Below are 18862 nucleotides of genomic sequence, written 5' to 3' on the forward strand. Positions count from 1 at the left end.
GGCACAGCAAAGATTGGTGTTAGGCTTTGCCTGCCTGAAGTCTCAATTCGACAGCGAACTTCCTTGGGTTTGGGCGCGAAATCTTTCAATCAAAAAACTCACAAACAGGCGAATACGCTTGGGTTGGTATTGTCGACTCAAGTAAATAACATTCAAATCAGCCCCAGTTGCCGAGGAGGAAGCACTGAAGTTTTTCATATAGCCATTCAGCACAGGAACCAGACGTTGCTGCTTGATATCTTGCTGTACATCGAGAATTGATTTCAGGGCAATGCCGGCACCTTGCAGCGCCCACTGGCGGATCACTTCACCATCGTCCGAGAAACGTTTGGGCACAACCGTGATGGCCTTGTAGCCTTCATCATCCTGAAAATGCCAGGTTTTCAGCTCTTCATTACTGCGGATCATGGCCAGGCAATCATGGCCGACCAAATCCTGCGGCGTAATGGGTGTGCCTTTTTTGGCCAGATAGTCGGGCGAGGCGCACAAAACCCTTCTGCTGGAAGCCAGTTTGCGGGAAATCAGATTGCTGTCGGCCAGTTCACCATAACGTATCACTATATCCAATCCGGATTCGGCCAGGTTGGTGAGATTGTCGTTCAGATAGAGGTAGGGGATGACATCCGGGTAAAGCTCAGTAAAGGCCGTCAGTATCGGCGACACATATTGTTTGCCTATGTCCCGCGGCGCCGAGATTTTCAATGGCCCCCGTACTTCTTTGGTACCGGTTTGCAACAGGTTTTCCGTCTCTTTGACACTGTTGATTATTTCAAGGCTGGCCTGGTGATAGAGGGCGCCGGCATCTGTGAGGGAGATATGACGAGTGCTGCGATTCAGCAGCTTGACACCATAGCGCTCCTCAAGGGATTGCAATCTGGCGGTGACTGTCGCCGGCGACAGGCCCAATTCCCGACCGGCGGCGGCCAGGCCCTGATTCTTGACGATACTGACAAACAAGGTCATGTCTGCAAATTTGTCCACTTGCCCCGCTTATTATTTGGTTGAGCTGAATAATCAATTCAAATGCTAACCAATTATCAAAATTTATCCAACAAATATACTGGCTCCATCTTAGTAATTGGAGACAGACACAATGCAAACAGACAACCAAATTTATGTGGTTATAGGCGGAACATCTGGCATAGGCGCCGAACTCGCAGGGCTATTGAAGGCCGAAGGAGCACAGGTTCATGTTGCGAGTCGTAGAACCGGGCTGGATATCAGCGATGAGCAATCTGTTTATCACTTCTTTGAATCAGTAGGTGCCTTCGATCACCTGATCATTACCGCAGGTTCCTTCGCTCCGGCAGGCAGGGTGGTTGATGTTGAACTGGCTCAGGCCAAAGCTGCCTTCGATACCAAGTTTTGGGGCGCAATAAATGCTGCCAAACAGGCTGCACGTTACATCAAACACGGTGGTTCCATCACTCTGACTTCCGGAATGTTGGCGCGCAAAGTGGTTGCCGCGACTTATGTGAAAACGGCAATCAATGCCGCTTTAGAAGCCGTAACCCGGGTGCTTGCCAAGGAGTTGGCTCCGATTCGTGTCAATGCCGTCAGTCCCGGGTTAACTGACACACAAGCGCACCATGGCATGTCAGACGAAGCCAGAAACACCATGTATCAGCGCGCCGAAGCGGCCATGCCGGTAAGGAGGATTGGCCAGACTGCTGATATCGCCCTGGCCTACCTGTTATTGCTGCAAAACCCCTATATGACGGGCGTGGTTATCGATGTCGACGGCGGGGCGCTGCTCAACTAAGCGTCTTTTACCAAAGCGATTCCCAACAACAATAGTGCGGTGTCTGCGCCAAGCCGACATCGTTCAAAGCTCAGGAAATTTCATTATGAACAAGCAAAAAATGCCGCTGCAGGTCTGGATCTTGACACTTGCAGCATTTGCCATAGGCACAGCCGAGTTTGTTATTGCCGGTATACTTCCCCAAGTGGCCGCTTCATTGTCAATTACCGAAGGGCAGGCGGGCTATCTCATCAGTGCTTATGCCCTGGCCATAGTATTTGGTGGGCCGATACTCACCATCTACCTGGCACGTTTCAACAAAAAGAAAGTTCTGGCCGGTTTGATGGTGTTGTTCATTGCCGGCAACCTGTTGTCGGCGTTTGCCCCTGACTATCAAGTCTTGATGATAAGCCGCATTGTTAGCGGCCTGGTGCAAGGTCCTTTTTACGGCATAGGGGCTGTGGTGGCCACTAATCTGGTGTCCGAAAAAATGGCCGGCCGAGCCGTGGGGCAGATGTTCGCCGGCCTGACTCTGGCCAATGTGCTTGGCGTCCCAGGAGGAACATGGATTGGTTTACAATTTGGTTGGCATACCACTTTCCTGACCGTTGCCGCATTGGGTCTGGTTGCCTTGTTTTCCATCCTGACAGTGATCCAGTCCACAGGTAGCAGTCAGGCCAAAGATGTCAGGGCGCAACTGGCGGCTTTTAAAAATCCCATGCTGCTGCTCAGCCTGGCGATAACCGTCTTTGCCTGGTCCGGATTCATGACCCTCTACGGCTATCTGGCTCCCATTGCCATGCATGTTACCGGTTTTGGTGAAAGCGCGGTGACCTGGATCCTGGTTGTGGTGGGTGTCGGCTTGATTGTGGGCAATACCTTGGGTGGGCGCTCCTCTGACAAGGATCTGCAGAAGGCATCTGTGTTCTGGACCTTGGCGATGATAGTTTCTCTGCTGCTGGTTGGCCTGACGGTCGAGAGCAAACTGATGTTTATCGTGACGGCTTTCATCTTCGGTATAGCCTCTTTTGCCAACGTGCCCGCCATGCAGCTAAGGGTCATGAATCACGGTGGCGATGGTCAGGAGCTAGCAGCGACCGCCAATATCTCGGCATTTAATTTGGCCAATGCCTTCGGCGGATTTCTCGGCGGCATGGTGCTCGATAGCCAAGTGGGTGCCGATATGATCCCATTCGCTGCCATTCTGGTTCCCGTGATTGGCCTGCTGTTTATCACAGCGACCAATCGCCGTGAAAATGCCCGTATACCGGCTGCCGAGATCTCCTGATAAGCTTCGCCCCGTAGCTGGAGACTATTCGATATAGAACACAGTGGTATTCGGTAATGTGAATGCTTGCGAAAAACATACAAAAAAGGCTGCTAAGGCAGCCTTTCTCTGTTTTCAATCAAGCCTGGTTTATTTTGTTACGGCTTTTGTTTCGGCGTGGGGATTACGGGTGTCCGTCCCCTCCGGCAAGTTACGCAGCAAGATGGCTGAGTCCAGTTCCAAATCGGCCGGTACCGGCATATAGACGGTATGGCCCGAACCTAAACCTGCCTCAATGGCTTCACCCTTACGGTTTTGCAGGCTTTCCAATGTCAGGTTGATGTTGCCTTGTGGCGTCATCATCTCCAGGCTGTCGCCCAGCAAAAACTTGTTCTTCACTTCGATTTCGGCCAGACCTTCGGCGTTACGCTGACCGGTAAACTCACCGACAAACTGCTGGTTGTCACTGATAGAGTGGCCGTATTCATAGTTCTGGTACTCATCGTGAACATGACGGCGCAGGAAGCCTTCGGTGTAACCTCTGTGGGCCAAGCCTTCCAGGCGGTTCATCAGGCTACGGTCGAAGTCTTTTCCGGCTGCGGCATCATCTATGGCCTGACGGTAAAGCTGCGCTGTGCGCGCCACGTAGTAGAATGACTTGGTGCGGCCTTCAATCTTCAATGAATCCACGCCGATACGGCTCAGGCGCTCTACGTGCTGAATGGCGCGCAGATCTTTGGAATTCATTATGTAGGTGCCGTGCTCGTCTTCGAAGGCCGGCATATATTCGCCGGGACGGTTGGCTTCCTGCAGCAGGAAAATCTGATCGCTGCTTGGGCCCTGGCCCAAAGTCGGCTGCTCTATCTGCACCGGATTGACTGCGACTATGTCGCCGGTTTCATTTTCCTTGGCCTCGTGAGCATCATACTTCCAGCGGCAGGCATTGGTGCAGGTGCCTTGGTTGGGATCGCGTTTATTGATATAGCCGGACAACAGGCAACGGCCGGAATAGGCCATGCAAAGTGCGCCGTGAACAAACACTTCCAGCTCTATGTCCGAACAACGCTGGCGGATCTCTTCGATTTCATCCAGTGACAGCTCGCGGGAGAGGATCACGCGCTTGATCCCCTGGGACTGCCAGAATTTAACCGAGGCCCAGTTGATGGCGTTGGCCTGTACCGACAGGTGCACTACCTGCTCGGGAAAGGCTTCACGAACCATCATGATGAGACCGGGATCTGACATGATAAGGGCATCCGGCTGCATGGCGACCACAGGCTCCATGTCCTTGATATAGGTCTTGAGCTTGGCATTGTGGGGAGCGATATTGCTGACCACATAGAGTTTCTTGCCCAGAGCATGGGCTTCCTGAATACCCGTAGCCAGGTTTTCCATCTTAAAGTCGTTGTTACGTACCCTTAAGCTGTATCTGGGTTGGCCCGCATATACGGCATCTGCACCATAGGCAAAGGCATAACGCATATTTTTCAGGGTCCCGGCGGGAGACAGAAGCTCTGGTTTAAACATAATTTACTCTCAATTAACGGCAGTCCGGCGGTTGCACGACTTGGCAGCAGGGGCGGCATTTTACTTAATTAAAGTAGGGGTATGCAAATATCCCAAACATTGGCTGTCAATCACAACGGGCATAACAACAAGAAACCTTGCCTTATCAAAGGAAGGTGCGACTTCTGGTACCATTTGGGACAAGGTGGCGATTAAACAGTGACCGGCAGTCGATTTCAGTAGCCAACTACGGCAACTTGATATCACTTGGCGTTTTTTTACGCTCACGGCTGCCGGGGTTGCTGATATACTGAGTCACAGTATCTGAACAGTTTTTTTACATTGGAGAGTGCATGTCTACCGAACATCAACTCTTGGTTGGTTTGTTGCGGAAACTCAAGAACGATACCCTGGTGCTGCCAACCTTGCCGGAAGTGGCCATGCGGGTGCAGGAGGTGGTCAGTCGTCCCGACTCAAGCCTTAGGGAAGTTGCCGATATCATAGGTCAGGATGCCGCCATATCGGCGCGTTTGATCAAGGTAGCCAACAGTGCTTTCTACAGCCGGGGTATTCCTGCGGAAAACATCAACAGTGCCGTAACCCGTATAGGCTTGGCGCAGATCAAATCCATCGCCACCTCCATCGCCATGGAGCAGTTGTTCATCTCCACCAACGAGATGGTGTGGGAAGTCATGGATGAGGTGTGGCGCACTTCCATAGATGTAACCGCCGCGGCCGGCGCCATGTTGCTTATCTATAACAAGACCCATCCGGGTAGCGGCCTGAATTATGATACTTTGACCCTGGCGGGGCTGGTGCATAATATCGGTGCCTTGCCGGTACTGACCGAGGCCGAGGCTCACCCGGAGCTCTTTGGCAGCATAGATCAGCTAAGAGCCTTGGTGCGCAAGATGCAAGGGCCCATAGGGCGGGCGGTACTCAAGAGCTGGGACTTTGCCCCGGATGTGATGGAAGTGGTCGAGCGCTGGGCTGATTTGCCCTATCTGCCGGATCATGTGACTTACCTGGACTTCATTCGCTCGGCGGCCTTCTATGCCGGGGAGTTACGAGCCGGCGCCGAGCTTGAACAGCGTCTGGAAGTCTTTGTCGACAGGGGCTTGCCCGTCAGTGCCGAACTGCTAGGCAGTGATGAGTTTCTGGACAAGTACCATTCAATCAAGCAAAGCTATGAGTAAGTATTGAATTAACCCATCTTTGTCGTTCACGGGAGAATACCGCTTTGATGATAGGCCCATGGTTGCTTTCTATCGCGTTAATCACAGTGTTTATTCTCCTTTTGTGGCGCCGCCAACGTCAAAAAGAGCGGCGCTTTATCAAGCTGCTCGGCAAACAACTCGACAATCAGATAAAAGCGCGCGCACCACTTGAATTGCCTTGGGTGCCGGACGCCTTCTATGAGCTGGTCAATAGCCTGGAGAAATTGCTGCAGGCCCTTCCGCCACCTGTGGGGAAAGATAAACTCACAGGTCTTGCCAATAGGGTAGGGCTCAAGCGCAGCGTTACCGCCTTGATGCCGCTGCAACAGGGCACCATGGTGCTGCTGGACATCTACCGTTTCCGTTACGTCAATGACCTGTTTGGCTTTGCCTTTGGCGATCAGCTGCTCAAGCAGATGGCAGACCGTCTGCTGGGATTGCAGCAGGCGCCCAGGTTACTGGCGCGGATGAATGAAGATGAGTTTCTGTTGTACTTTGAGCAGCAACAGACAGAAGAAGATCTGCATCGGCTGCGGGGCAGGTTACAGGTGCCTTTTGATATTGAAGGTACGCCTGTGAGTATCCGCATTCAGATGGGCTATCTGGATTTGCATGCCCATCATACCGATCTCAGCCTGATGTTGCGCCGCCTGGATCTGGCGCTGAAAAAAGCCCGCAATAGTCGTGATCTGCTGGCCGGTTATCAGACGGGTGAAGACAGTATCCAAATGCGCGAGCTGGAGATCATCAACAGCCTGCCCAAGGCGTTGAAGACAGGTCAGTTGTATCTGGTTTATCAGGCCAAAGAAGAAGTGAGCAGCGGCCTTTGTCGCCAGGTTGAAGCGCTCATCCGTTGGGAACATCCCAAATTCGGCACCATTTCTCCGGCCGAGTTTATTCCACTGGCCGAGTATTCCGGCATGATAGGCTTGGTGAGTCAGTGGGCGCTGGAGCAGGTGATGGTGCAGCAGCGCAAGTGGCGCAGCGGTGGTTTCAAGGTGCGGATAGCGCTTAACCTTTCGGCGCAGGATCTCAACAACGGCTGCATGCTGCAGGAGATTGAACGCCAACTGCAGGAGTATCAGTTGCCGGGTGAGGTACTGGCGATAGAGATCACCGAGAGCAGCCTGATGGCCGATCTTGAGCAGGCGATAAAAATCCTGGAGCGGCTGCGGCAACTGGACATTCGTCTGGCGATAGATGATTTTGGTACCGGGCACTCGTCGTTGGCCTATTTGAAAAATCTGCCGGTAGATGAAGTCAAAATCGATAAGGCGTTCAATGAAGAGTTGCTCAGCAACAGCAATGCCAAGCACATTATGCGTGCCAGCATCCAGATGGCCAAGTCTCTGGGTTTTGAGGTTACTGTCGAGGGGGTCGAATCTATGGCGCTGAAACAGATGCTGATCTCCCTGGGGGCCGATCAGCTGCAGGGTGATATTGTCGCCAAACCCAAGACGGCACCTGAGCTTGAATACTGGTACGCCAAGCACAGCATGCAAACCAAGACGGTGAGCTGAACTATTGGCTATAGGTCCAATCTTGTTGCTGCTATGCCCTTAACTGTGTCCCCAACTGTTCGAGTAGTGTCGCCGGCATAGGGCAAAGCTGGCGCTGATTATTCATGCACACCATTTCAACCCGGCCACTGACTGCCGCCCTGGCGGCGTTTTCGCGCCAGATCTCCTGTTCCCACACTGTGCGGTATTTGCTTTCGAAAGCAAAGCGGGTACGGACATCCAGGATATCGGCAAACTCGACCCCTTCCTGACAGGTGAGTTCGGAGCGATAGACAGCAAAACCTATTCCATCTGAATGCCACAGGCGTTTCAGTTCGTTGGCCCCTATAACCTGTTCACGGGCGCGCTCGAAGTACTTCAGAAAATTGGGGTGATACACCACACCGGAAAAGTCCGTATCTTCGTAGTAGATCTGCAATTGAAAATGAAACCAAGGGCTGAAGCTGAGTTGCATGCAAATACCTGTAATTGAGTCGCGCCCGGCAGTTTAGCACTCGCGTCGGCAAAGGTCAGCTCAGAGGCGGCTGCTGCTGATGATCTGTTGGTATTGACCGCTTTGTTTCATCTGTCTCAGTCCTTCATCCAGTGCCTTGGCCAGCTTTGGAGAAGAGGCATTTTGCAGCGAAAACGCCAGAAATATTCGGCTCTGGTGGTTGGAAAATGCCGGTAGGATCTCCTCTTCAACCCCCATACGTTTGATAAAACCTTCGGCCACCTTGTCGAACATAATGGCTGCATCTATGCGGTTGAGCAGTAAGAGGTTGAGTAATTGCTCCTGGCTGGCTACCGGTACCAAGTGTAACTGTTGGCTCAGTTTGGCAAATTCATCGCCGTATTCGTAACCCTTGATTATCCCAACGACGCTGTCCTTGGGTAGCTGCCATTTGTTTTGGGCATTCAGTGGCCGATTTCTGTTGTAGTAGAAGGAGGCATTGGCAACAAACAGCGGCTCTTCACCAAACAGAAAATCCGGCTCGGTACTGCGCTCACGGGTCACATTGAACACCCCTTGCACCTGTCCCTTACGGGCCATCATCAAGGCTCTGGAATAGGGCACTACCAAGCTTTCCACTTGAATATGCTCAATAGAGAAAGCGGCGGTTATCAGTTGGTGGGATAAGCCTTGCCCGGTTCTGTCGGCAAAAGGTGGCCAGCTGTCTTCGGCGGCGAGTAAGACTTTTGTCTCTGCTTCGGCCCAAGCCAGTGTTGAAGAAAACATGTAAATAAAACAAGTTAATACAGCTATTATTCCAGATCTCATTCTCATCCTTTGATTGAGTCGCCTGGTTTGGAAAGGTTAAAAATAGTACCTGAGTCTTAGGGAAGATGCGAGCAAGTCCCATCTGTGCCCTGAGTCGAATCACAGGCCACTGAAATCAGCAAATACCCGGGCCACACCTTTCGCAAAGGGTGTGTGTTTTGCTTAAATTGCATCCCCTCATAGCGAGTGCCGCAAAGCCCGGGTTTTCGATTGTGAACCAGTTGGCGTTTATTATTGTGGTGGTTTGCATTCTATGTATCATTAGATTATTCTCAATGAAATTTTTCTAATGGATAGGGGTGTACCATGCCAGAAAAGATTATTGAACTTGAAACCAAAATGGGTAAAGGCTGGAAAATGACAGCGCAGGTGCGTGAGCATACCTTGGTCATTGACCAACCGACGGCCGGTAACGAAGGAGCCAATCCGCTTGAGACCTTCCTGTTTTCTCTGGGGGGCTGTATTTCTGCCATTGCCAGAATGGTAGCCAGAGAGCAGAAAATCGATCTCCGGGGGATGAATATCAAGGTGCGTGGTGAGATGAATTCCGACGGTTTGCTGGGGAAAGTCAGCGAGGATCCTGTCGGGTTTCGCCGTATTACCCTGGATGCCGATATTGACGCCGACATGACTGCAGAACAAAAGCAGCAGTTTCTCGATACTGTCTGCCATCGTTGTCCCGTGCATGACAACCTGTTGAGCGCCTCCAGAGTAGAGCATCAAAGTATCTGATGCCTGAAGCTTCAAATGCTCTTGGCTTGAGCGCTGTCAGTCCTTGCTAAACCTGGGCTAAATAAAGTAAAGCGCTGAACCAGGACTGCTGCTGTGAATATTGACAGGCGGACAGATAACCATTGAATCAGACGGCAAAATGCCGTTTCGCCTCCTACACTTGCAAGGGAAGATGCAAGTTCAGGGATAACATAGCAAAGGAGGCGAGAATGAGTTATATCGATGTGATGGTCGCTCCGGTTCCCAGCGCCAAGAAACAGCAGTATCTTGAGCATGCACGCCGGGCGGCGGGTCTGTTCAAGTCTCAGGGGGCTTTGGAGCTGGTAGAATGCTGGGGGGATGATGTCCCGGAAGGTAAGCTTACTTCCATGCCTATGGCGATAAAGCGCCAGGACGACGAGACTGTGGTGGTTTCCTGGATCGTTTGGCCGGACAAGGCCACGCGCGATAAAGGTATGCAGTTTATCATGACAGATCCTTCTGTTCCCGAGACTCTCGGCGATATGCCGTTCGATGGCAAGAGGATGATCTGGGGTGGCTTTGAGATGCTGCTCAAGGAGTAACCTTTCTTTGACTCCTCAATAAAACACGGGATGCCGCTTGGCATCCCGTGTTTTATTGACGCTTTCTATATGAGCCAGGCAGAATCAATCTGAACCTGAGCCTATGTTTATCTGCGCCTGCTGCCGGGCGATAGCGGCATTGAGCCTGTCTTTGACATGGCCGGGCGACTTGGTGTTATAGGACAAGAGTCGATACATGGCCGGGATCACCAACAGGGTGACAAAGGTCGCAAACGCCATACCGAAGAACACCACGGTTCCCACGGCAATACGGCTCTCAGAGCCGGCACCGGTGGAGAAGATCAGCGGAATCGCGCCGACAATCGCGGTGAAGGAGGTCATCAGGATAGGCCGCAAACGCCGCGCCGAGGCATCGATAACCGCCTGTTCGAAGGCCAGCCCCTTGTCTCGCAGTTGGTTGGCAAATTCGACTATCAGAATACCGTTCTTGGTTACCATGCCTATCAACATGATCATCCCTATCTGGCTATAGAGGTTGAGCCCTTGTTGTGTCAGCCACAGACCAAGGAAGCCGCCGAATACCCCCATGGGGACGGTCAACATCACCACCAGTGGGTTGATAAAGCTTTCGAACTGAGCCGCCAGTACCAGATAAACCACCAAGAGGGCCAAACCGAATACCAGCAGCATGCTGCTCTGGTTTTCCTTGAAGTCTTTCGACTCACCTGTGTAGCTGATACTGATATCACCGGGGAGGGATTCAATCGCCTTGGCGTCGAGGAAATCCAGTGCTTCCCCCAGAGTGGCGCCATCCATGAGGTTAGCCTTGATGGTGATGGATTTTTGTTTATTGGTATGGCTCAGTCGCTGCGGCGAGGCGACTTCTTCGATATGCGCCAGGCTGTCGAGGGTAACCAGCTCGCCCTTGCTGGTACGCATATAGATCTGACTGAGGTCGCTCATGTTGCTGAACTGTTTTTCATCTCCGCGTACGTAGACATCATACTCTTCACCTCTGTCCACATAAGTGGTTTGTTTGCGGCCGCCGAGCATCACCTCCAGGGTTTCCGAAACATCGGCAACACTGACACCAAGCTCTGCCGCCCTTTGTCTGTCAACCGTGACCAGAAGCTCAGGGGTGGTTTCGGCATAATCGAGATCGGCGCCGCGCATCAGGCCGCTGCTGTTGGCCTCCTGTTGCAGCAGTTGTGCCCATTTGAACAGCTCTTTATAGTCGGATCCGCCGATCACAAACTGCACCGGCTCACTGGAGCGGCCACGGAAGCCGGGTAACATGGGACGCACCATCACATCGGGAATATCTTTCAATACCTGGGCTATCATCACCAGCGCCTGCTCGGCGTTGATATCCCTGTCTTTCCAATCCTCGAGCTGCATGATCACAAAACCTGTCTGATCACCGGCGCGGCCACCAAAGGCCGGCGCCTGCACACTGAAGGACTTGAGCACGCCCTGGCCCAGCAGCGGCATCAGCCTGTCCTGTACTATATCCATGTTGGCTGTCATGCGGTTATAGCTGGTGCCTTCGGCGCCCTTGATAAAGGCGAAGATCACCCCGCGGTCTTCCTGTGGTGCCAACTGAGCTGGAATATGGTTTACCAGCAAGGCACTGCCGCCGATACAGGCGAGGATCACCAAGGGCGCCGCAACCTTGTGACGTATGGCAATGGCCACCATGGCGCGATACTTAAGCTCGAGCGCCGCAAAGAAGCGATTCAAGGCGCGGTTGAAGGCGTTGGGTTTGACATTGGCCTTGAGCAACTGGCTGCTGAGTACAGGTGTCAGTGTCAGCGCGACCAGGGATGAGAACAGTACTGATACCGCCAGTAGCACGGAAAACTCGGTGAACAGTAAGCCGACCATGCCTTCCATAAAGGAGATGGGCAGAAATACCATCACCAATACCGCCGTGGTGGCAATAACGGCAAAGCCCACTTCGCGGGTGCCCTTGTAGGCGGCCAGCAGCGGATCTTCCCCGCGCTCTATGTGGTGAAAGATATTTTCTACCACCACAATGGCGTCATCCACCACCAGGCCTATGGCCAGGATCAGTGCCATCAGGGTCAGCAGGTTGATGGAAAAGCCCATGAAGTAGGCGGCCATAAAGGCCGAGATCAGCGATACCGGCACAGTCACTGCAGGAATAAGCGTTGCCCGCAGCTGGCCGATAAAAATATACAGCACCAGCAGTACCAGCGCCGCCGTGATATAGAGGGTGTAATACACCTCGTCTATGGCCTGATCGATAAACACGGTCGAGTCGTAGTCCACATACAGCTCGGTACCGGCCGGCAGAAACTTTTGCAGTGCGTCCACCTGCTTGTAAACATCTTTGGCGACATCCAGCGGGTTGGCATCCGATTGCGGCACTATCCCCAGGCTGAGGTTGACTATGCCGTTGCTCTTGAAGGTGGAGTTCTCATTTTCGGCGCCGACAAACACTTCGGCCACATCCTTGAGATAAACCGGCGAGCCGTTTGCGCTGCTGACCTGCAGATAGTTGAATTGTTCAGGACTTAGATAGAGGCGGGCGGTGCGCACCGTCATCACTGTGGTGTCGTTACGCAGCTCGCCGCCGGGGGATTCCATATTCTCCGCCTTCAGGGCTGCAAGGATATCCTGCACAGTGACATTGCGACCGGCCATCTGCTCAGGCTTGAGGCGCACATACATCACCTTGTAGAGGCCACCTGAGATATCCACCGAGCTGACCCCTGTGATCAGGTTGAACTTATCTTCCAGTACCCGGCGGGAATAGTCAGTGAGCTGGGTACGATCCATCTCGCTGGAGCTCAAGTTGACATAGATGGAGGGCTCGCCCGAGCCGTTGTCTTTGGAGACTATCGGGTCGTTGGCCTCTTCCGGCAGCCGGCGCTGCGCCCTGGCCACCGCATCACGGACATCGCTCACCCCTTCGGTGAGGTTCCAGCCCAATTTGAAGGTCACTGTGATCCGCGACATGCCGTTGCGGCTCACCGAGGTGATTTCATCGATACCGCTGATGCCTGTCAGCTCATCCTCAAGGTTTTTGGTGACCTGACTCTCCATGATAGAGGCGCTGGCCCCTTCATAGGTGGTCATCACAGTGACGACCGGGCTCTCCACATCCGGCATTTCCCGCACCGACAGCTTGCTGAAAGACACCAGACCAAAGACACACAAAAGCAGGCTCAGCACTATGGCACTGATCGGCCGTTTGACCGAGACATCGGATAACAACATCAGTGAAGCTCCCCGGTCTGCTGTACTGCTTCGGCGGTCAAGGGTTTGACGCTGGCGCCATCACGAATATTCACCAGCCCCTGCACCACAATGCGATCTCCCAGGCTGACGCCATCTGTGATAAGCACCAGATGTTCGACCCGGGCGCCCAGATGCACTTCGGTGCGGTGGGCTATGTTGTTTTCATCTATGCGATAGACATAGCGCTTGGTGCCGGAATACTCCAACGCCTGCACCGGCACTACCGCCTGGTGCAGTGGTGGGAAGGTCAGGGTGGCCGACAGCATCATGCCAGGTCTCAAGCGTTTGTTTGGGTTGTTGAATTCTACCCGCACCCTGACATTGAGGGTATCCGGGTTGACTCTGGGATCTATGGCAATCACCTTGCCCTGAAACAGTTGGCCGTTCCAGGCACTGCTGCTGCCTTGAACCTGCATGCCGACACTCAGTTGCGACAGATAAGACTCTGGTACCTGCAGATCGAGCCGCAACAAGCTCAGATCATCGAGACTCAAGAGTTCGGTTCCCTGGCTCACCAGCTTGCCCTTACTGAAATCCACCAGGCCCACTGTACCGGAAAAGGGAGCCCGCAGATGATGGTAGGAAAGTTCGGCCCTGGCCGAGGCCAGTCTGGCTTCGGCGATGCTGACGCTGGCGCGTTGGGCATCAATTTCTGTCTGGGTAATGGCGTTGCGGCCGATCAGTTTTTCATATTCGCCCAACTTACGCCGCTCATCGGCCAGATAAGATTCGGCTTCCATCACCGCCGCTTTGGCCTTGGATTCTTCCAAAACCAGCAAGAGATCACCCGCCTTCACCTCTTGATTGGAGCGCACCGCGATAGCGTCTATCTTGCCGGCGACTTGAGGCGCTATGGTGACCGAGCGTTCAGCTTCCAGCTTGCCGATCAGAGTCAGGGATTGCGCCAGGGATTGCTCTGTGACTGTGGCGGTAATTACGGGAACGGCGGCTTTGCCCATCCCCATGCCTGAGCCGGGCTTTTTGACGGTATTTTCTGCCGTTGGAGTTAATAGGAGATAGGTGGCCACACAAAGGCCAAGGACCAGGAGTCCGATATAAGGTTTTTTCATTGTGTCCCATCTGATGCCGGTAGAGATCCGCTAGGATCTGATTGCCGCCTATTTTACGGGAGCCTCGAGCATAAAACTGGTAAATCAGTGTAAAAAAGCGCAAATTCCAGTGTGAAAATGTGACCAATGGCGAATGTCTGAATCTGTTCTCTCAAACTGTTCCTCACCTGCAACAGTTTTTAATAAAATGAGTTGTAAGATGTGAAGTTGTAAATTCTTGCCGAGTCAGATATTTGTCAGGAGTCATTTTACTTTGGTTTTAATGAGACTTGGTCATCATATTCATAAGTCATATTAAATTATTTCCTTCGGCGCTTGTGCGCCTGTTTTTATATGTGCTAACTGAGTTATTTATATTGGTGTTGTTATTTGGTTTGGTGTTCTGTTTATTCATGGAATACTGTATTGGTGCCTGTATAAATATGGTGAAACACAATGAATATTTACAGGGGTATAAAGCTTTCACGTTATTGTTATGGCGGAAAGCAAGCTCGTAATTTAATTCTGCTGGTCATTTTTTTTATGATGGCGCGGCCGGTACCAGCCGATGATACTGAACTTTATGTTTATGAATCCTCATCGCGAACCGGCGCCCGGCCGCAATTGCTGATCATTTTTGATAACTCCACCAGTATGGAGGAGTATGTCTACGATGTGGATGAGAGTTACCCAGGTAGTGCAAATAGAAACGCTCAAGACTCCAATGAAGAGTTTCTTTATTTCACCAAAGGTGCGCCGGATTCAGACAATATGCCGGTTCCTGGTAAATCGGATAAGACCTTGCGGTTTCTGCGTAGTAATAATGGTTGCCAAACATCCAGAGAGTATTTGAATAAATATGGTGTCTATACCGGGTTTGTTCGTGAATATAGCTTTTCCGGACAAAACGGCACTTGGAAAGAGCTGCCGGAAAACAATGGTGCCAATATTACCCTGGTCGATTGTTTCGAAGATATTCAGGATGAACGCTATGGTAACGCCTCAGGAATTGTAGATGGCTTGCCGCTCGATGGCGCCGGCAATCGCAAAGAAGTGGTTGGTTACACAGAGGTGAATGACGGCTCCAGCGCTGAGCTGAAAAAAACCGCCAAGGAAGCCGCAGAGCGAACCGGTTTCGGCACGGGGCGGCCGGTTACTTTCTACACGGAAGATTATCTGCGCTGGTATCACAGCGACAAAAAGAAAGTAACCAAGACCCGGTTGCAGCTTGCCAAGGACGCGATTCAGAATGTGATAGTGACCACTCCTGGAGTAGATTTGGGTTTGGCGATATTCAATTTGAACTTTAAGGGAGAAGGGGAGCGGGATGGTGGGCGGATCATCTCGGGGATCAAACAGATGAGCGCTGATAGTAAGATTGAGCTCATCGATAGTGTCAATAGTATCTCATATGCCCTGAATACTCCCTTATGTGAAACCCTCTACGAAGCTTACCGTTACTTTGGCGGTCAAGGAGTGTATTTCGGTGATGATGATAGTGACTACACATTCTATGACGACTCGGGAAAGGTGAACCGTCAATACAGGGTACGAGAAACCCCGCAGAGAGATATGTCGATCATCAACGCTAATAGCGGCTATATTCCTCCATTCAAAAAGTGTCAGAACCAAGCTTATATTGTCTATATTACCGATGGTGCACCTACGCGTGACAGTGCGGCCGATCAGTTGATCCAAAACATGACTGGTGGTGAGGACGCCTATGATAATAGTTACCTCAGTGCTCTGAGTAGCTGGATGACCCGTAATGATGTCAATCCAAACTTGGCCGGCAAACAGACGGTCAGTATTTTTACTATAGGCTTCAGTGAGGGGGCCGCCAGAGCAGAAGCTTTGCTGAAAAAGACTGCTGAAAAGGGCGGTGGTCGCTACTTTGATGCCAAAGATGCCACTAAACTGCAGTCGGCAATTCAGTCTGTGGTCAACCAAATTCTGGAAAAGAGTGCCAGCTTCACTTCACCTTCGGTGGCCAGTAACAACTTCAACAAGCTACAAACCTTGGATTCAGTGTATTACTCGATGTTTTTGCCCAACAAGGGGCCTCGCTGGCGTGGCAATATCAAGAAGTTCCAAGTGACGGATAAAGGCAAAGTGGTCGACAGCAAAGGTGAGCCGGCCATTGCCGAGAATGGTAATATCAGTGCCAAGAGCTGTTCTTTCTGGAGTTCCAGCGGGGCTTGCAGTCAAGGAGGCGACGGCGATGATGTGACCAAGGGTGGGGTGGCCGAAGCCCTCTATAACCAAAAGCAGCGCACTTTGTATGGCAATTTTGCCGCCGGGGGCGACTTGTCACCGCTGACCTTAGATGCCGCCAGCGGTTATGCCGGTGGTGAAGCCAAGCTGGCGCAGCATATGGGGGTAGACAGCAGCCAGTTGCAGGAGCTGTTTGATTGGGCACGCGGTGAGGATGTCGATGACGACAACCGCAACAGCAATCGCCGCGATCTTTTGGGTGACCCCCTGCATTCCAAGCCTCTGGCTATAGATTTTGGTTCGTCGGCAACCGACCCGGATATCCGTATCCTGGTGGGCAGCAATCATGGCATGCTGCATATGTTTCAGGACAAGGGAGCTTCGGTCAGTGAGAGTTGGGCCTTTATGCCCTGGGCATTTCTGCCCAATCTGGCTGAACTTAAGGCCAATGCACCGTCGGGTGTGCATTCGGTTTATGGTTTCGATGGTTCACCTGTGGCCTTTACCAAACGTGTGGGCAACAGGCTTGAGAAAGCCTGGGTGTTTATGGGGCTGCGGCGCGGCGGCCGTGGTTACTATGCTCTGGATGTCACCAACCCGGATAATCCCAAGCTGATGTGGCATGTTAATGCCGATACGGCCGGGATGAGCGAGTTGGGGCAAAGCTGGGCCAAACCTGTGGTGACCAGTATTCCTGGTTATGGGGATAAGCCGGTACTCATCTTTGGGGCAGGGTACTCTCCGGCCAAGGATACTCTGAGGGTGGGCAGCGCCGACAGCCAGGGGCGCGGGGTATTTATCCTGGATGCTGAAACCGGTAAGTTGCTGCACAGGTTCGGCCCCGGCGGTGATACCGAAATGCCTGAACTCAGAGACAGTATCCCCAATACGGTGGCCGTGCTTGATGACAATAGTGATGGTGTCAGCGACCGCATCTATGCTACAGACACAGGGGCCAATATCTGGCGTCTGGACCTGCCCGATGCCGACCGCAATAATTGGAGCGCCTTCAAGTTTGCTTCTCTTGGCGGCAGCACTGAGAGTACGGACAGGCGCTTCTTTGCCGCGCCTGTAGTGGCGCAAACCATGTTAAGTAATCAGACCGAGAACCGGGTCACGACCAACGGCGAGTCAAAGACAGTCAATTCATCCATGGAGATCCCCTATGATGCCGTAGTGGTTGGCTCTGGACTCAGGCCATCGCCTTCGGATACCAGTCGTTCGGATATGTTTTTTGTGCTGCAGGACAGAAACACTGCCAGCCAAAATTTCAATGAAATAGATCCCCCACAACCACTGACCCTGGCCGAACTCTACGATGTGACGGCCAAGGCGCCGAATTCCGCCCAGGAACATATCGATTTTGGCCGCAAACTCGGCTGGTATTATGACTTTACCCGCAGTGGTGAGAAGAGTCTGTCCGATGCCAGTATTATCAAAGGGCGGGTGTTTTTCACTTCCTATGTCCCGGGCAGTAAAGCCTCTGCGGAGCAATGTTTGGTCTCGGGCAAGGGGTACCTCTACGGCTTTGATCTGCATAAGGGGGCGCGCAGCTATACCCAGACTTATCTGGAGACGGGGGAAAGTCTCCCCGACACCCCGCAGTTGGTGGTGCAGCCAGGCACCAATGCCGACGGAACCGCCGGGGACAGCTATCTCTATCTGATTGGTATTGGGAATGCCGCAGCACTCATGGACAAGCTGGTTGATGATATGGGGTGCCCTGCGGGGGACGATCAGTGTGTCGGTGAAGGCCCGGCGACTCACAAACTCTATTACTTCCAGGCCGATTGAAGCGCAGAGGTGTCCAGTGAACAAGGTGATCCTTAGCTTGTCTTTGAGCGTATGTTTCCCCCTGATGGCGAGTGAGGGGCAAACGCGACAGGATTATAAGTGCCTGGTGGAAACAACAAGAGCGTCGCATGAGATCATCCGGGTCTCCTGGGATCCGTCCAAGGCGGAACTCTATCAGCGACAGATGCCGGGAATGGTGCTGGAGCGGATTGGCAATCGTGGGCAGCGCCATTACATACGCGAAGTGTTTGAGTGCGTATCAAGGAATGAGGAATTTTACTCTGCCACAGGAAGAAAAATCGACCGGGCCGGCAAAAATCTGCACTGAGAAACCCAGGGTTGGCTTCATCGCTCTGTTTGCATCAAATAGGTAAATGCCCGAACAAGAGGTTTCTTTCGTGGCCAAGTCTCTCCTATTGATAACTTTCCACTCCGGTGCCTTATTCCGAATTTTTAGGATATCAGCAAATGTCGCGTAAACCATCACCAAACATTTCTATACAAATGTTTTACATTTAATTCGGCGCAGCCAAGAGGTGTGCCACTCCTGTTTTGAATAAAGGTCATTTTAAAAACACCATAATAGTAGTGAATACCGGATCTTCTAAAATGAACTGGTTGATATTGTGCGGGTGTTCGGTTAAATGTTGAAGTCGAGTCAGATATTTGGCTAAGGTCAAATCTGTTTGATTAACCTGAGGCCAAATCGACACATTTTGATATTAATGTAAATAATTTGATTAATTTGTTGTTTGGGTGTTCCTGTCGTGGTA

Annotated in this window: 14 protein-coding genes; 8 read left to right on the plus strand and 6 right to left on the minus strand. The window is 52.2% G+C overall.

All coding sequences use genetic code 11. The features are described 5' to 3' along the window. Positions 1-42: 42 nt before the first annotated feature. Complete coding sequence (locus N512_RS0100510; RefSeq protein WP_028779038.1) at positions 43-981, minus strand: LysR family transcriptional regulator; 939 nt, start codon at positions 979-981, stop codon at positions 43-45. A 112-nt stretch (positions 982-1093) separates the two neighbouring features. Here N512_RS0100510 and N512_RS0100515 point away from each other — a divergent pair, with 112 nt between their 5' ends. Then, positions 1094-1762, plus strand: a complete 669-nt coding sequence (locus tag N512_RS0100515; RefSeq protein WP_028779039.1) for an SDR family oxidoreductase — start codon at positions 1094-1096, stop codon at positions 1760-1762. An 85-nt stretch (positions 1763-1847) separates the two neighbouring features. Further along, the gene (locus tag N512_RS0100520; RefSeq protein WP_028779040.1) at positions 1848-3029 is read left to right on the plus strand and encodes an MFS transporter; all 1182 of its coding nucleotides are present in this window, start codon (positions 1848-1850) and stop codon (positions 3027-3029) included. A 129-nt stretch (positions 3030-3158) separates the two neighbouring features. Here N512_RS0100520 and trhP read toward each other — a convergent pair whose 3' ends face one another. Further along, positions 3159-4535 (minus strand): prephenate-dependent tRNA uridine(34) hydroxylase TrhP, encoded by a 1377-nt coding sequence (gene trhP / locus N512_RS0100525; protein WP_028779041.1) that lies wholly within the window; start codon positions 4533-4535, stop codon positions 3159-3161. A gap of 332 nt (positions 4536-4867) precedes the next feature. Here trhP and N512_RS0100530 point away from each other — a divergent pair, with 332 nt between their 5' ends. Together N512_RS0100530 and N512_RS0100535 are read left to right on the plus strand one after the other, a co-directional pair. Further along, positions 4868-5710: an HDOD domain-containing protein gene (locus N512_RS0100530; RefSeq protein WP_025887591.1), complete on the plus strand. Its 843-nt coding sequence runs from the start codon at positions 4868-4870 to the stop codon at positions 5708-5710. A 47-nt stretch (positions 5711-5757) separates the two neighbouring features. Next, positions 5758-7251, plus strand: coding sequence for a putative bifunctional diguanylate cyclase/phosphodiesterase (locus N512_RS0100535; RefSeq protein WP_028779042.1), 1494 nt, complete (start codon positions 5758-5760; stop codon positions 7249-7251). Positions 7252-7282: 31 nt separating this feature from the next. On the opposite strand, the gene N512_RS0100540 is transcribed toward N512_RS0100535, so the two are convergent. Both N512_RS0100540 and N512_RS0100545 read right to left on the minus strand, forming a co-directional pair. Next, on the minus strand, positions 7283-7705 hold the full coding sequence (locus tag N512_RS0100540; protein WP_028779043.1) for a thioesterase family protein: 423 nt from the start codon (positions 7703-7705) through the stop codon (positions 7283-7285). Between the two features lie 60 nt (positions 7706-7765). Beyond that, entirely contained in the window at positions 7766-8518 is a 753-nt protein-coding gene (locus tag N512_RS0100545) for a transporter substrate-binding domain-containing protein (protein WP_037473767.1), read from the minus strand. 300 nt (positions 8519-8818) lie between these two features. Between N512_RS0100545 and N512_RS0100550 the strand changes: the two genes are divergently transcribed. Together N512_RS0100550 and N512_RS0100555 are read left to right on the plus strand one after the other, a co-directional pair. Beyond that, the gene (locus N512_RS0100550; protein ID WP_028779045.1) at positions 8819-9244 is read left to right on the plus strand and encodes an OsmC family protein; all 426 of its coding nucleotides are present in this window, start codon (positions 8819-8821) and stop codon (positions 9242-9244) included. 209 nt (positions 9245-9453) lie between these two features. Continuing rightward, complete coding sequence (locus tag N512_RS0100555) at positions 9454-9807, plus strand: DUF1428 domain-containing protein (RefSeq protein ID WP_025887599.1); 354 nt, start codon at positions 9454-9456, stop codon at positions 9805-9807. 84 nt (positions 9808-9891) lie between these two features. Here N512_RS0100555 and N512_RS0100560 read toward each other — a convergent pair whose 3' ends face one another. After that, entirely contained in the window at positions 9892-13011 is a 3120-nt protein-coding gene (locus tag N512_RS0100560; protein WP_028779046.1) for a multidrug efflux RND transporter permease subunit, read from the minus strand. Further along, positions 13011-14102, minus strand: a complete 1092-nt coding sequence (locus N512_RS0100565) for an efflux RND transporter periplasmic adaptor subunit (RefSeq protein ID WP_028779047.1) — start codon at positions 14100-14102, stop codon at positions 13011-13013. The genes N512_RS0100560 and N512_RS0100565 overlap by 1 nt, the downstream gene beginning before the upstream one ends. A 522-nt stretch (positions 14103-14624) precedes the next feature. On the opposite strand from N512_RS0100565, the gene N512_RS0100570 reads away from it, so the two are divergent. After that, positions 14625-18089 (plus strand): pilus assembly protein, encoded by a 3465-nt coding sequence (locus N512_RS0100570; RefSeq protein WP_037473845.1) that lies wholly within the window; start codon positions 14625-14627, stop codon positions 18087-18089. A 16-nt stretch (positions 18090-18105) separates the two neighbouring features. After that, positions 18106-18417, plus strand: a complete 312-nt coding sequence (locus N512_RS24285) for a TapY2 family type IVa secretion system protein (RefSeq protein WP_028779049.1) — start codon at positions 18106-18108, stop codon at positions 18415-18417. Positions 18418-18862 lie beyond the last annotated feature (445 nt).

Origin of the sequence: Shewanella sp. 38A_GOM-205m (assembly GCF_000518445.1) — a bacterium.
Classification (GTDB): Bacteria; Pseudomonadota; Gammaproteobacteria; order Enterobacterales; family Shewanellaceae; genus Shewanella; species Shewanella algae.